This window comes from Leptolyngbya sp. FACHB-60, from assembly GCF_014695775.1.
GTDB lineage: Bacteria > Cyanobacteriota > Cyanobacteriia > Phormidesmidales > Phormidesmidaceae > Nodosilinea.
The window spans coordinates 21,577-35,606 of sequence record NZ_JACJOX010000048.1; the positions used below are offsets into that span (position 1 = coordinate 21,577).

The window sequence follows — 14,030 nt, forward strand, 5'->3', positions numbered from 1 at the left end:
GTTTCGCTTAGGCGTTACTTAACTATGGCACTCCATAGATAAGTAACCTTGCTAAAGAAATAAGTTTTCCGCGAGCATTACTTATCTATCGCCTGTCGTTATCAAGTAACGCAGCCCAATAATCAAGTGTTGTGCCCAGGTTAGTCGATGCGTCCCCTGGTCTTACCGATGCTCCAGGGCGGTAAACGCCTGTCTCCTCCGCAGTAGTTAAATGAGTAAACAGAATACTCAATGCCCGCCGTGAGCCATCAAGCCCGATGAACCCTAAACATCTGCCGCTCGTTCTGCTACTTAAAAATACGCAGAATGCTTTTTTATTTGTGCTGAACAGAATCCGTATTACTCAGGGGTTCACAGATTAAGCCCATTTACCATAGTCGAAAGGTAAACCGTTAGGGAGTGTTCTACCAATGGGCAGACCCAAAAAAAGTTCGAAAGCAGTGGAGCAGGCCCAGCGTCGCGCTGCCGCCCTGCGTTCGCTTGGGGCCAATTTAGATTTGGGTAATGGCCTCACCCTGGCCGAGTATAACCAGTTGATTGAGGCTGTGCGGGCCGACATTTCTACCTACAACGAAGCCCTATCTCAGGTAGACAATGCCTCAAATAGCGTGCAGGCAGGCGAGAAAAAACTGCGAGATTTGTCTGAGCTGATGCTCATGGCCGTTGCCGCCAAGTATGGCAAAGACAGCTCTGAATACGAAATGGCAGGCGGCACCCGTAAGAGCGATCGCAAAAAGCCAAAGCCCCGGCAAGTTCAAGCAGCTTAGCTTATTTAGAATTTTTGAAAATCGTTGCAACTCGAACCCCTTTTGTCTCAGCCACTTTGCAGAGACAGAAGGAGTTTTGCTTTGGAAATAAGCAGTACGCTAACAAATGATTGTGATACCGAATCCTATTTGGTTACGCCCAATTTGTATGGTCATTACACTGCCATGCCCCTGCCCTTGGGGTAGCTCTCTAGGCTTGCGATCGCCAAGGCCCCGTGTCATTCAAAAAGGGCGAAACCTCTGGAGTTGACCAGGCGAGAGGCAGACTACCTTCAACGCGGTAGCCCTGCTTTATATAGAACCGCAGCAGACGTTCAGCCCCTTCGTAAGCCACGATTTCGGGGCCATCCCAAATCACTTCGGCGGTGCCGCTGAGGTAGAGCAGGTCACCCCGGTCAAAATCGATAAAGACCAGTCCAGCGCGAGGGTTGAGTTCTAAATTGCCAAAGGTGTTGAAGTGCAAGTTGCCCGAAAAGTCTGGAATCGTGAGCGTCTGTGAGTCGTCAATCCTCACAAAGCCCGGTTTGCCGCCCCGGTGCGACACATCCACACCGCTGGCTGATCCTGCCGACGCATCCTGGTGAGCGGTGGCGATAAAAAAGGTATCGGCAGCGGCGATCATCGCCCTTTCAGCATCTCCCAGCATTGCGAGGGCATGCACAGGTTTAGCCACCGCTGCATCAAAAGATTGCAGATCAAACTGCCGCGCCTGAATGTATTGGGGGCAGTTGCCAAAGCTCTGGCCCACCGCCACCGTAAATCCTTCCGGCTGAATGTTCGTTATGGTGCCATTTAGGCGGTTGCGGCGGCGGGTGTGCAGCTCAATGCCGAGCAAACCAATGTCAGCTCCCACCGCTAGGGTGGTGTGCAGCGGGTCGGCAAACAGGGGTTGAGCAGCGATGTGCAAAGTGTGGGGATCGGGGGAGGTGATGAACCCCGGTTCCCCAACCAAAATTGAGGCCCAAGGCTGGCCATCACTCGCCACCGTGCCCACCAAAAGGTAAGACAGCTGGGCAAAAAATTCGCGATGCTGGTCAGGCAAGTAGTCTCGAATGATCCGCCGCCCTTGTCTGTTCATGCGCTCCTGCACCCCCAGCCGGGTCTGAATCGCCAACTCCCCCGCGTGGAAGGGGGAGCCATCGTGAGGCCAGCCTAGATTTGTCATGGCGTTTCACACCCCAGCCATAAAAATAAAGCCGGGCAGCTGCTTGATGCGCTCAATCCAGGCGAGCAGGTTGGGGTAGATGTCGAGATCAATTTTGCCGTCGCGGGCCAGGGCCACGTAGGGAAACACGGCTACATCAGCGATCGTGGGGCGCTCAAACTCTAGCCACGTTCGGCTGTGGAGGTGCTTGTCGAGCTGGGTGAGAATGTGCTCAGCTTTTTGGTGCGATCGCTCAATATTGATATTGGCCACCTTAAACAGATGGAAAAGTCGCGCATTCTCAGGCCCCTGGCGCACTTCTCCGGCGGCGGTTGAGAGCCAACGCACCACCTGAGCCAGGGGTAGCGCCTCGGTGGGTAGCCAGGTGTCACCGCCATACTGCCGCGCCAGGTAAACCAAAATCGCCTGGGCATCGGCCAAGGTGACCTCGCCATCCACCAGCACTGGAATTTGACCAAGGGGGTTGAGGGCGAGAAACTCAGGAGCTTTGTGGGCGCCCTGCATCAGGTCAACCTTGATCCATTCGTAGTCGAGGCCGAGCAGTTCTAGAAATAGACGAACTTTGTAGCTGTTGCCAGAGACTTCGTGACCGTAGAGCTGAATCATGGTGAGTTCCTTAGGAAAGGGAAGTGGGGGAGGTCAAAAGACTGAAGGACTAATCCCCCCCACGATTTTGCTGGTGAGCAGCAGGGCGACGTTAGCCCTGAACTGAGTACCGAACGTTCGGTACACAAATACTGTACTGATCGTTCGGTATAATGTCAACTGGTGAAACTATTTTTTGGAGACGCGCGGTAATGGCTAAGCCAACTGCGGCTAAGCAAACCTACGTGCCGCCCCTGCTTGATTTGTTTCGGCAGTACGGCTACGACGGGGTGAGTTTGTCAAAAATTTCCCAGGCAACGGGTCTAGGCAAGGCCAGTCTCTATCACCACTTTCCGGGCGGCAAAGATGACATGGTGACGACGGTGCTAGACACCCTCGACCAACGGCTGCAAGAAACGGCGCTAGATGCCCTGAACAGTGAAGGGGATGCGCTGGCCCGGTTGACGCGCATGGGCGATCGCATCTGTGAGGCCTACAACCACGGCCAAAAGCCCTGCATGCTCGCCTCGCTGATGCTGGGCTCCGCCAAGGATGACTTTCAGCCCCAGGTGCAGGGCATGTTGCGGCGGTGGATGGGGGCGATCGCCGCCGTTTTGACCCAGTCCGGCATGCCCGAATCCCTGGCCCAGGAGCGTAGCGAAGAAGCTCTAATCGCTATTCAGGGCGCACTGATTATGGCGCGGGCCATGGATGATGCTGCCATCTTTGAGCGCACTATGCAGCGCCTGCCCCAGCAGCTCTGCCGTTAGCCCTCTGCAAACTGTACCGGCTTGCCATCTACAGAAATCAGGCGATCGAGGCGAATTTCAGTGCCGTCCTTCAGCCGCAGGTATTCGGCTTTCTCAACCACAAAGAAATCGATAATTTGGCCTTCAGTGCTTACCTCATCGCTGCTCTCGGTGCGGTAGTGAATTGGGCAAGTGCGGTGCAGGGTGGCCAGAGCCTCTAACTCGTCGTAGAAATCACAGCTAACCGACTGATACTCGTTCATGGGTCAAAACCTCTGAATGAATGTGCGGTAAAACCTCTCGACCAATTTCTTCTAGCACATCGGCAGCCGAGCGATCGCCATACTTAAGGTTGAGGCCGACGTGGTTAACGCCAATGTCGCGCAGGTGCAGCAGCAGGTCGAGCAGGCGATCGCGCCCCAGCCGATAGCCCAAGTGAATGGGCGTCGCGGCAGCGGTGGGGTCATCCACCAGATCGACATAGAGCGACTGGGCGTAGGGTTTGAATCTGCCAGGGGCAACGCGATCGACTAGGGCGCGCCAGTCTTGAATCATGCGGGCCTGCATGTGGGGATGGCGCGGGTAATAAAGCCAGCCATCGGCCTGTTCGGCAATCCACTCTGGGGTTTGGCGGCTGTGGCCCGTCACCAACAGGGGAATGCTGCCGTTGACAGGCTTGGGCAGCAGGTCGGCCCCCTCCAATTGGGTCAGCGACGAACGAATCACTGGAAACTCTGTGGCCAAGGCCTGCTTAAAGTCAGCAAAGGTCTGGCGAAAGCGATCGCCCCGCGTCTCAAAGTCAACCCCAAAGGCAGGAAACTCCAATGGGCGATCGCCCGAGGCCACCCCCATTACCAATCGCCCATTGGAAAGCTGATCGACTGAAGCCGCGGCCTTCGCTAGGTGCAGCGGGTGACGCTGGCTAAAGATAATGCTGCCCGTGGCCAGAGCAATGCGATCGGTCTGGGCCGCCATGTAGCCTAGGTAGACCCAGGGGTCAAAAATTTGCCCCACATCCCCAAGGTGGGGTCGTAGAGCGGCACATCTCGCACCCAGAGGGCGGCATAGCCCAGGGCCTCGGCCCGCTGGGCCAGCCTGACCTGGTGCTGCATGGTGGGAATACTGCCCTTATACGCCTCGATAGGAAAAAACACGCCGACCGTCAGCTGACCGGGTTGGAACATGCGATCGAACCCGGTCTGAATAGGAGGTAGGTTCATGGTTTATTGCGGTAACGGGATAACGGCAGGGGTTAAGACAGTTTGAATTGGGGTGCCGGCACTGAGCAGGCGGTGCACCGGGCAGCGATCGCCAATCTCCCGCAAGCGATCGCGCTGTTCAGCAGTCAAGTCACCCACCAAAGTCAGGTAGACCGCAATCACCACCTGTTTCTCCACGGTTTGCAGCTCCGCCGCAACGTATACATTCTCGACCGGCCAGCCCTTACGCTCGGCGTACATTTTGATCGTGATTGCCTTGCAGCTGCCCAGGCCCGCTAAAAGTAGTTCTGTGGGGGTCGGCCCCTGGTCGTCGCCGCCGAGGTGGGTTGGCTCGTCGGCAACGAGCTGAAACTGGCGGATGGCTACGTCTTGGCCATAGCGCGATCCACTGGACGAAACCTGTACTGAGGCCATAGCAAATTCCTCCTTGGTTTGGTTAAGGCTTGCGCGGTTAGAGATCGGGTTTCGATGCGGGGCTTCAAGTGATCTGTTGCTTACCTTTAGCAATCCGGTCTCTGCACCTACCTCAAGCGTACTGATTGCGCCCGGCCATAACGCCGCCATCGACATCCCAAATTGCCCCCGTCACCCAGGCAGCTTTGGAAGAGAGGAGAAATGCGATCGCCTCGGCTACATCCCGTGGCTGGCCCACTCGGCCCAGGGGATGAAAGCTGTTGAACCCCTGCAGCGCACTGTGCACCTGATCTTGAGGAATAAACCCTTCATAGATAGGCGTTTCGACTACCGCTGGTGAAACTGCGTTGACGCGAATTTGGTGACTGGCCAGCTCCATTGCCAGATGCTGGGTCAGAGAATGCAGCCCAGCTTTGGCCATGGAGTAGGCCGAGGAGGGGGTTGCCTGCACCGCCTGCTTTGCCCACATCGACCCCACATTGACCACAGCCCCGCTCCGCCCCTGGTTAACCATGGCTTGAACCACGGCCTGGGTGATGAAAAACATGGCTCGATTCAGATTTAGGTATAGGTCGTAGTCGGCTTCGGTATGCTCCAGAAATACCTTGGGCAAAAAGACTCCGGCAGCATTCACTAGCAGGGTGGCGTCGGCATGTTTGCTTGTGAGTTGGGCAATTAAGTTGGACCGTTCAAGGGCGTTGGCAATATCGGCTTGCTCGCCAAATACAGGCCCTAAGGAGCTGAGGTCAGCCAGAGCAGACTGGAGGCGAGCGCCCCGCTTCCCCACCAGCACCACCGTACCGTCCTGCTCTAAAACCATGGAGGCTACAGCTTTACCAATGCCGCTGGTGCCCCCAATGACAATTAGCTTTTGACCCGCAAAATCTTGATTCATGGCGACTACTTACTTCCTACTAGTTGGATGCTTAATGGGCAAAAAAATTACCCGTTGGCTAACCGAATCAGCTGCTCAATCGACTGGTGAAACTGGGTTGCCCCACCATACACGCGGGCCACCAACATGCCCCCTTCTAACAGGCCAAAGATGAGTGCGGCCATTGCCTTGGTGTCTCCAGAAAACCGAAAATCGCCCGCCTGCCGCCCGGCCTCTAGTAGAACAACCAGTCGCTCCACATTGACCTGGTAGAAGTAGCGCACACGCTCTACCAGCGGATCGCTCAAACTGACTAGCTCTGCTCCTAGCATGGCGCAAAGGCAAGTCTTATCCTGCTCTCCAGCACTCAAAGTGGTGCTATACAAACTGCAATAGCGCCTGAGTTTTACTTCAGCACTATCGCTGGACTCTAGAATGCCATCTACCATTCTCAAGAAGCGATCGCTGTAGCGGTCCAGCAGCGCCGCCACCAAATCATCCTTTTTGGGGAAGTGGGTGTGAACACTGGCCTTGCGAATGCCAACGCGATCGCTAATGTCCTGGTAGCTCATACCGTTCACGCCAAGGCGTTGAATTAGATCTTGAGCGACATCTAAGATTTGAGTTTTGGTATCAGCCTGCCTCATAACTAACATCCTACCTATAGGTAGGGAGCCTGTCAACGCTGATTCCCCTCAGTCAAAGCATTCATACCCCGCTTGAGGGACGACCACCCAGCGATCGCCCCTTGGCCCAATTGGGGCGGGTCAGGCAGCGCTTGCTTACACCAGCGCTGCTGTAGGTGTTACCACCCCTGAGACAATCCGCACCGAGTCTGGGTCGGCCCAGAGCACCAGTTTGGGGTCGTAGGGGCTGTTGAGGTATCGGTGGCGGGGCAAAATGCGCAGCGACAACCCCTGTAACCCGCTGGCGGTGTACTCCATTTCCAAGGCGTAGATGCTTCTGCCGTTGGCATCCGGCCCCTGATGGGCCATCGGCACCGCCACCCCCGAATGAATCTCGCCATCCACTGAGACCGTGCCCTGGTAGAGTTCGACCTGCACATCGTCGGGGGTGAGGGCCCCGAGCTGAATGGCGGCAGTCACCTTAAAGGGCTGGTTTACCTGAAGGTTGGTGGTGTCGGAGATGGCCACTTCCTCAAAGCGCACCTCGTACCAGTGGTCGGCCATGCGGGCCTGCCATGTGGCCAGCTCTTTGCCGGGACTGTAGCTTTCCGAGGCCAGGGTAGAGGCGCGATCGCTGGCCGCAAAGTACCCCAAATTCGCGTAGTCCTTCACCATGCGGGCGGTGTTGAACTGGGGCGTGTTGAAGTAGATCGCCTCCTTCATTTTAGCTACCCAGCCGCGGGGAATTTCGTCTTTGTCGCGATCGTAGAACAGCGGCACCACCTCTTTCTCCAAGATGTCGTAAAGGGCGTTGGCCTCCACGTCGTCTTGGTAGTCGGGGTCATCGTAGTCTTCGCCGTGGCCGATGGGCCAGCCGGTCCGAATGTAGTCGGCCTCATCCCACCAGCCGTCGAGCACGCTGAGGTTGGGTAGGCCGTTCATCGCCGCCTTCATGCCGCTGGTGCCGCTGGCCTCGCGGGGGCGGCGGGGGTTGTTGAGCCACACGTCGCAGCCGGCCACCATGTCCCGCGACAGGTGAATGTCGTAGTTGGGCACAAACACAATGGATTTACTCAACCCCTGATCGCGGGTGAAGTGAATGATGCTGCGGATCAGTTCTTTGCCGGGAATGTCTTTGGGATGGGCTTTGCCCGCAATCACAAACTGGACGCGGCGATCGCCGCCATTGCCATTAATGATATTGCGAATGCGTTCGAGGTCGTGGAGAAACAGGGTGGCGCGCTTGTAGGTGGCAAAGCGGCGAGCAAAGCCGATGGTGAGCACAAAGGGGTCGAGGCATTCCTGGGCTTCGGTCAGCTCGCGGGTCGAGCCGCCGCGATCGCGCGTGCTCTTAGCCAGGCGATCGCGCACCGTCACCACCAGGTGCGATCGGCACTGCTCGTGGTTGCGCCACAGCTCGTCGTCGGGAATGGCGTACACCCGTTCCCACAGCGATGCGCCGGGGCTTGCTTCGGCCCAGTTGGGGCCGAGGTAGCGATCGTAGAGCGCCTGGGTCGATCGAGCGACGCAGCTGCGGGCGTGCACCCCGTTGGTGATGGCGGTAATCGGCACCTCGCTCTGGGGCAGCTCCATCCACAGCTCGCCGAACATATCGCGTGACACCTCAGCGTGGAGCTTGCTGACGCCATTGATAAAGGTCGCCGTCTTAATCGCCAGCACCGCCATGCTAAAGGGAGCCGAAAAATCTCCTGTATCAGTGCGGCCTAGGGCCAGAAACTCAGCATCGCCCAGGCCAAATCGCTCGCGGTAGTGGCGCAGGTAGTGCAGCACCTTCTCCGGCGGAAACAAGTCGATACCGGCGGGCACCGGAGTGTGGGTGGTAAACATCTGGCTGGCCTGGGCCACCTGGAGAGCCTCAGCAAAGGTGAGGCCCTGTTCTTCTACCAGCACCCGCATGCGCTCTAGGGCCATAAAGGCCGAGTGGCCCTCGTTCATGTGATAGGCAGTTGGTGTCAGCCCTAAAGCCCTCAACATGCGAATACCGCCAATGCCCAGCATCACCTCCTGGTGAATGCGCATGTCAATGTCGCCGCCGTAGAGGCGATCGCAGATATCCTGGTCGTACTGGCTGTTGGGTTCAATATTGGTGTCGAGCAGGTATAGCGGCACCGTGCCCACCTGCACCCGCCACACCCGCGCGTACACCACGCGGCCCGGATACTCCACCTCGATTCTGATCTCCTGACCGTTGGCATCGCGCTCTAGGTGCAGGGGCATGTTGTAAAAGTCGTTGATTGGGTAGCGCTCCTGCTGCCAGCCGTCGGCATTTAAATACTGAGCGAAGTAGCCCTCCTGATACAGCAGCCCGATCGCTACTAGAGGCAGGCCCAAGTCGCTGGCCGACTTAAGGTGATCGCCGGCCAGCACCCCCAAGCCGCCGGAATACACCGGCATGCAGGTGGTGAGGCCAAACTCCATCGAAAAGTAGGCGTAGCATTCTCCCGAGGCAGGAGACTTGCGGTGTTTTTTGTACCAGTTGCGATCGCGCAGATAGTCCTCTAGCCGCTGGGCCGCCCGATCCATCTGAGCCAAAAACCCTTCGTCTTCTGCAATCTCGTTCAGCCGCGCCTGGCTAATGGTGCCGAGCATCAGCACCGGGTTATAGCGGCTCGACTCCCACAGGTCGCCGTCCAGTCGCCGAAATAGGTCTAGCATCTCCACATCCCAGTCCCAGTGAAGGTTGTAGGCTAGGGTGCGCAGCGCCTCTAGCCGCTGAGGCAGAGCCGGGGTGACGTTAAACGTACGAATGGGGCGCATAGAAAAGAATTCGCAATAATTTCATATAGAGCCATTCTGCCCTCTATCAGTCATTGGCGGTCATGGGGCCATGGCTTTTAACGGTCTCTTTGGCCCTCAACTCGGCCTGTGATCGCCATCCTGCCACCGCAATTAGCGCTTCTCCCCAACTCTAGGTTATGAAATCCCTACCCGAGGGCATAGCTGAGGCAGCTGACCTCAGGGAATAATGGGCTAGGTCAGAAAAATAACCCAGCTACCTATAAAGACAATAAGGACAAGGCTATGACGCAGGACAGGAATAACCAGGGATTTGGAGCCACCCTCGACAAAGACGCTCACTCCGCAGTTGAGTTTGACCAGTGGGCCAGAGCCGTGCGTCAGCAGATGGTGGCCGCCCTCAAGCGTCGCGGCAATAGCTAAAACTGTGTTGGTCAAAGACCGTCTCCTGGGGGCCGTTGCTACTACCAGAGCAAGGGGGTGCAAGGTTTAAGTTCTCCGATCTTGGGGTCAAACCTTGCACCCCCGACCCTAAATTTTTCGCTCAAACATTTTGCGCTTAAACAGCCCCACCTCCATCACCTCTCCTCCATAGTCTTGGTAGACTACTGGTGCAATCCCCTTCAAAGCACCCGTACCCTTCATCGCCAACCCTGTGGCCACCAAAAAACCCACCGGCAAAAGCAGCGGCCAGCCCAGCGAAAGCCCCATCTCGGCTTCCGCTAGTTCGGGTCGTGGGTTTAAGGTTCAAGTATTTTATCTAGCGGCCAGCAGCAATAGCCCCAGCGCCCCCATCAAAGACGCCCTGTGGTTTGCCACCTACCCGATCATTCCGCGCATTGGCGACTGCGTGTTTAGAGACGGTGTGTACTACCGAGTAGAGCGCGTCTTTTTGTACGAAAATCTAGCTGCTGGCTGGTGCGCTGATGTTGAGGTCACCTTCTACGGCAGACGCTAATCGAGCCCGGCTAAGTGCTCTGCGCAGCGTGTTACAAAACTTATGGAAAGCCCCGCCCTCAATGGCTGTAACGGCTGCTGTCACAGTGTTACAGAACGATTGATCTCCAGAAACCTTATGCTAAAGTAGGCGAGTAACATGTTCTGCTTTCGGTAGGCTGGTTAATCACAGTCTGATCTCAGTTTCGGGTAATCGATGTGTACCACTCCGAATCGAACTTGTCTACATTACATGTCAATTTTGGAGTTGTGCCATGTCGATTTATGTAGGAAACCTCGCCTACAATGCTGCGGAAGGAGACATCACCGAAGTCTTTTCCGAGTACGGGGCCGTTAGCCGAGTAACGGTGCCCACCGATCGCGAAACCGGTCGCCCCCGGGGCTTCGCGTTTGTCGAGATGGAGAAAGAAGCTGACGAAGACGCTGCCATTGAAGCCCTCGACGGGGCTGAGTGGATGGGTCGCGAGCTGCGCGTTAACAAAGCTCGTCCCAAAGAAAAGCGTGCCGGTGGTGGCGGGCCCCGCAGCAGCTTCGGCGGCGGTGGCGGCCGAGATGGGGGCAACCGCGAGTTTTCTCGCTGGTAAATCGCCTAGACACAACTAAATTATTTGTTGCAATGGCAGAGGATAGTCATCCTCTGCCATTTTGCTGTTGGCTAATTAAGGGATCTGGCTAAGTCAGAGAGTGCAATTATTTGCAAAACCCCGTAGGCTCTTCACAACGCGAAAACTATCGACCAGAGTCGATTATGCTGCAATGATCCGTTCCACGTTTAATCCAGCCTACCTACTCAAAGATGGAAAGCTTAAAGAGAAAAGGGTAACGGTAAGGCTTCAGCGGCCCTAACGCTTAATCAAAGGCGAAGTCTGCTGCCAAACAACTGCCTGGTCGCGACTCAACCCTGAAAAAACCAAGCTTTCTATGCCAGAGAGTCCTAGAGAAGCTAATGTTTGATGCGTCAACAGAGTTTGAACCTGATTGGCAGCGTCTTCGGGGTTAATCACGCGAACGGCTAGCCAGGAAATATTAAGCTGGCTACCCTGCGTGCTGACCTGAGCCGCAACACCTCGTTCTTTAAGCAGTGCTTCGACTCGCTCCACCGCAGGAAGAGATTCATCTTGGGAAGTTAAAACAGGGGCCTCAGTCTCGCCAGAAGCCTCTTCTGCTTGTTGCTGAGGTGGATTTTCTATATATTCCTTGAGCTGACGGAACGCCTGCTTCAAGTCTTCTACCTTAGCCCGATCGCCCTCGCGTAGGGTCTGGGCTTTAAGCTTAAAGTAAACGTCCTCAACTTTTTTCAGTGAGTCCCCCTGCTCTAGGCCGAGCAGGGCATAAGCATAAGCAATAGTGCCTGGAGCTAGCGGTTCAGATTTGGCGACGGACTCTGTCAGGTCTTCAGACTCTTCGGGCTGACGATCAAACTCGCTCTCTAGGGTTAATTGCCGCACCTCACCCGCAGCCGCACTGAGGTCAACTTCAACTCCCCAGCCAGGCTCTTGCTGATCAGCCTGTTCTGCGTAAATTTGAAGGATCGTAATTGAGGTGACCTGCAACCGTTCTAGCCCCCGTCGCACATAGGAAACGGTTGCTGCCTGGGGAGGTAAGGTTTGACCGGTTAGCCACAGCTGTAGACAATCGCTTTGGCGATCGCAGCGCACGGTAATGCCCTTGGGCTGTAGAGCTTGATTCATCAGCGTGGCGATCGCGGCGGCATCACCGTCTTTGGCCTGTTCTAACAGCGAGAGGGGTGCCATAGGCAATCTCCAAATCAGCTTATCTAGTCCAGGTTAACCAATTCGCCCCTCTTCGACGCTCAAAATTTACAGGTAGCCCAATGACTCGATGGTTGATTTAGAACTCTACGTTAGGTTGGGCCACTCCAGCACCCATGGCCCCAGTAGTCCGATACGAAAGTCATTCAGAATGCGCTTAGCCGTGCGTTCTACGTTGTCCTGAAATTTTTGGGTTGCCACCCGCACCACAAAGTCTTCCCCGGTGCAGTCGTCTAGGGTCAGGCCGTAGCGAGATTGCAGACTATCGCGGTAATCGTCTGGAGAGCCTGCTTGCTGTAGCGTCTTCAGCACATCTAGAAACGCGGCGGCGGTGCGCTGGGTATCGTAGGAGGCTTCGCCAATGTCGTCACAGATGGCTAGCTTTAGGGCGGCCGCCTGGTTATCCATGCGCGAGGGAATGACGCCTGGCGCGTCGAGCAGGTCGAGATCGCCCGACAGACGCACCCACCGCAGCTGGCGGGTAACTCCGGCTTTGCGGGCGCTGGCCACCACCTTGCGGTTCAACAGACGGTTAATCAGCGCCGACTTGCCCACGTTGGGGAAGCCAATCACCACGGCGCGGATAGGGCGGGGCTTCATGCCGCGAGTCTGTCGGCGCTGGTTGACGGCCTCGCCAGCGGTCTGGGCGGCTTTTGCGATCGCCTTTACCCCCTTACCCTGCTGCCCATCGGTGAAGTAGGGCACCTCCCCCTGCTGACGAAACCAGGTTTCCCATGCGGTGCGGGCCTCCGACGAAATCATATCGACCCGGTTGATTACCAGCACCCGAGGTTTCTCACCCACCCAGGTCTCGACCTTGGGGTGCTGCGTCGATATCGGAATGCGGGCATCCCGTACCTCGAGCACCACATCCACGCGGTTGAGCTGATCGACCAAGGCTTTTTCTGCCTTGGCGATATGGCCGGGATACCACTGGATTTCGGGGGTGGACATGGGGGAGTGGGGGGAGGGGGTTAGGGGAGATGGAGAAGATGAGGAAGATGGAGATGGTAAGGGAGTGATGGGGTGGGAGAGAGGGGCAGCTCTTTAGCGATCGTAGGGTGCACAACACCAAAAGGCGAAACGAGGCCAACGCGTAGCCATGCACTTCATTCAACAGCAACGTACCTATTGAGAATAAACCTATTTTGGGAAACGGCTTCCCTTACCTAAGGTTGCTCCGTTTGGAGAAGAGCTAGTCACGGGGTTCTTCGCAGGGTTCTGCCCAGGGCGCGGGGGCATCCTCGGTGGGGAGAGTGCTGAGGGTAGCCAGGGTTTCGTCGCACCAGGTGAGCCAGCTGGTTTCGTAGTGGATGCCGTTGCGCAGGGTGATGTACTGGAATCGCGCCGCTAGGGGCATGACCTCGGGCTGGGAGAAGTATTTTTGCTCAATATCTCGATAGGCTTCCAGCGTCGCCACATGCTGGGCGCGCTCATGCTCAAGGGTAGCCCCCATGGTTTCGGGCGGCACCAGGTAGCCCACAAAGAGCTTAACTAGCAGATCATCTTTGGTTGGCACGCATTTGGCAGGCTGGGCGATCCATTCCTTGAGCTGGGTTTTGCCCGTTGCAGTGACGCAGTAGATTTTTTTGTCGGGTTTGCCCGCCTGGGCGATCGCTTCGGCGGTGACCAACCCCTGCTGCTCTAGCTTGGTCAGCTCGCGGTAGATCTGCTGGTGGCTGGCGTGCCAGAAGAAGCCCACCGAGCCATCAAACTGCTTGGCCAGGTCGTAGCCGCTACAGGGACGCTCGGTGAGAGCCGCGAGAATTGCGTGGGAAAGGGCCATGGAGTAAGTTACAAAACTAAATATGCAAAATATTGAATATGCGCAAAAGTGCATATAGCATAGTTGTGGACAGTGCCGCTACTGCGGGCGATCGGGCGCGGCTTTCGCATGGGAAGGCGGGGGAGAGCGGCGATCGCCTATCCGCCCGAACTCAACTGGGACAAACCGCTGGCGATCGTCCGTCAGGAGCTAGGGCGTGTCATCAATTAAGCCAAATCACGACAGCCGCCATGTAGATTGCACTAAGAAAGGTTTCTGCGAGCTTATCGTAGCGGGTAGCAATCGCTCGATACTGCTTAAGCTTGGCAAAGAAGTTCTCAATTAGATGCCGTGCTTTGTATAACTCCTGGTCATAGTC

Annotated in this window: 17 protein-coding genes and 1 pseudogene; 6 read left to right on the forward strand and 12 right to left on the reverse strand. The window is 56.4% G+C overall.

What is annotated here, in order from left to right; genetic code table 11:
- Positions 1-410: 410 nt before the first annotated feature.
- Positions 411-767 carry a hypothetical protein gene (locus H6F57_RS17630; protein WP_190624953.1) on the forward strand — a complete coding sequence of 119 codons (357 nt, stop codon included), beginning with the start codon at positions 411-413 and terminating at the stop codon, positions 765-767.
- A 190-nt stretch (positions 768-957) separates the two neighbouring features.
- Here the strand turns inward: H6F57_RS17630 and H6F57_RS17635 are convergent, their stop codons facing one another.
- Together H6F57_RS17635 and H6F57_RS17640 are read right to left on the reverse strand one after the other, a co-directional pair.
- Positions 958-1,932 carry a pyridoxamine 5'-phosphate oxidase family protein gene (locus H6F57_RS17635; RefSeq protein WP_190624954.1) on the reverse strand — a complete coding sequence of 325 codons (975 nt, stop codon included), beginning with the start codon at positions 1,930-1,932 and terminating at the stop codon, positions 958-960.
- 6 nt (positions 1,933-1,938) lie between these two features.
- Positions 1,939-2,538, reverse strand: coding sequence for a glutathione S-transferase (locus H6F57_RS17640; RefSeq protein ID WP_190624955.1), 600 nt, complete (start codon positions 2,536-2,538; stop codon positions 1,939-1,941).
- Between the two features lie 191 nt (positions 2,539-2,729).
- On the opposite strand from H6F57_RS17640, the gene H6F57_RS17645 reads away from it, so the two are divergent.
- Positions 2,730-3,287, forward strand: a complete 558-nt coding sequence (locus tag H6F57_RS17645; RefSeq protein ID WP_190624956.1) for a TetR/AcrR family transcriptional regulator — start codon at positions 2,730-2,732, stop codon at positions 3,285-3,287.
- On the opposite strand, the gene H6F57_RS17650 is transcribed toward H6F57_RS17645, so the two are convergent.
- The 6 genes and pseudogenes from H6F57_RS17650 to glgP all read right to left on the reverse strand — a co-directional run bounded on the left by H6F57_RS17650 (position 3,284) and on the right by glgP (position 9,178).
- Positions 3,284-3,529, reverse strand: coding sequence for a hypothetical protein (locus H6F57_RS17650; RefSeq protein ID WP_190624957.1), 246 nt, complete (start codon positions 3,527-3,529; stop codon positions 3,284-3,286). The two genes, H6F57_RS17645 and H6F57_RS17650, sit on opposite strands and share 4 nt — an antisense overlap.
- Positions 3,507-4,486, reverse strand: a pseudogene (locus H6F57_RS17655) (LLM class oxidoreductase). Before H6F57_RS17655 ends, H6F57_RS17650 begins: the two are co-directional and overlap by 23 nt.
- Positions 4,487-4,489: 3 nt before the next feature.
- On the reverse strand, positions 4,490-4,900 hold the full coding sequence (locus tag H6F57_RS17660; RefSeq protein WP_190624958.1) for an OsmC family protein: 411 nt from the start codon (positions 4,898-4,900) through the stop codon (positions 4,490-4,492).
- A 112-nt stretch (positions 4,901-5,012) separates the two neighbouring features.
- The gene (locus tag H6F57_RS17665; RefSeq protein ID WP_190624959.1) at positions 5,013-5,795 is read right to left on the reverse strand and encodes an SDR family oxidoreductase; all 783 of its coding nucleotides are present in this window, start codon (positions 5,793-5,795) and stop codon (positions 5,013-5,015) included.
- A 47-nt stretch (positions 5,796-5,842) separates the two neighbouring features.
- A complete protein-coding gene (locus tag H6F57_RS17670) occupies positions 5,843-6,421 on the reverse strand; it encodes a TetR/AcrR family transcriptional regulator (protein ID WP_190624960.1) in 579 nt (192 codons plus the stop codon).
- A gap of 135 nt (positions 6,422-6,556) precedes the next feature.
- Positions 6,557-9,178 carry an alpha-glucan family phosphorylase gene (glgP, locus tag H6F57_RS17675; protein ID WP_190624961.1) on the reverse strand — a complete coding sequence of 874 codons (2,622 nt, stop codon included), beginning with the start codon at positions 9,176-9,178 and terminating at the stop codon, positions 6,557-6,559.
- 264 nt (positions 9,179-9,442) lie between these two features.
- Between glgP and H6F57_RS17680 the strand changes: the two genes are divergently transcribed.
- The 3 genes from H6F57_RS17680 (at position 9,443) to H6F57_RS17690 (ending at position 10,698) form a co-directional block, all read left to right on the forward strand.
- Positions 9,443-9,580: a hypothetical protein gene (locus H6F57_RS17680; protein ID WP_190624962.1), complete on the forward strand. Its 138-nt coding sequence runs from the start codon at positions 9,443-9,445 to the stop codon at positions 9,578-9,580.
- A gap of 232 nt (positions 9,581-9,812) precedes the next feature.
- A complete protein-coding gene (locus H6F57_RS17685) occupies positions 9,813-10,115 on the forward strand; it encodes a hypothetical protein (protein WP_190624963.1) in 303 nt (100 codons plus the stop codon).
- Positions 10,116-10,368: 253 nt separating this feature from the next.
- Positions 10,369-10,698 carry an RNA-binding protein gene (locus H6F57_RS17690; protein ID WP_190624964.1) on the forward strand — a complete coding sequence of 110 codons (330 nt, stop codon included), beginning with the start codon at positions 10,369-10,371 and terminating at the stop codon, positions 10,696-10,698.
- A gap of 258 nt (positions 10,699-10,956) precedes the next feature.
- Here H6F57_RS17690 and H6F57_RS17695 read toward each other — a convergent pair whose 3' ends face one another.
- From H6F57_RS17695 to H6F57_RS17705, 3 genes are all read right to left on the reverse strand, one after another.
- Positions 10,957-11,868 (reverse strand): hypothetical protein, encoded by a 912-nt coding sequence (locus H6F57_RS17695; protein WP_190624965.1) that lies wholly within the window; start codon positions 11,866-11,868, stop codon positions 10,957-10,959.
- A 105-nt stretch (positions 11,869-11,973) separates the two neighbouring features.
- Positions 11,974-12,840, reverse strand: a complete 867-nt coding sequence (gene ylqF, locus H6F57_RS17700; RefSeq protein WP_190624966.1) for a ribosome biogenesis GTPase YlqF — start codon at positions 12,838-12,840, stop codon at positions 11,974-11,976.
- 241 nt (positions 12,841-13,081) lie between these two features.
- Positions 13,082-13,672 (reverse strand): PadR family transcriptional regulator, encoded by a 591-nt coding sequence (locus H6F57_RS17705; protein ID WP_190624967.1) that lies wholly within the window; start codon positions 13,670-13,672, stop codon positions 13,082-13,084.
- Positions 13,673-13,744: 72 nt separating this feature from the next.
- Here H6F57_RS17705 and H6F57_RS17710 point away from each other — a divergent pair, with 72 nt between their 5' ends.
- On the forward strand, positions 13,745-13,882 hold the full coding sequence (locus tag H6F57_RS17710; protein WP_190624968.1) for a hypothetical protein: 138 nt from the start codon (positions 13,745-13,747) through the stop codon (positions 13,880-13,882).
- Here H6F57_RS17710 and H6F57_RS17715 read toward each other — a convergent pair.
- Positions 13,875-14,030, reverse strand: a 156-nt coding sequence (locus H6F57_RS17715; RefSeq protein WP_190507635.1) for a transposase, incomplete at its 5' end; no start/stop codon positions are given. The genes H6F57_RS17710 and H6F57_RS17715 overlap by 8 nt on opposite strands.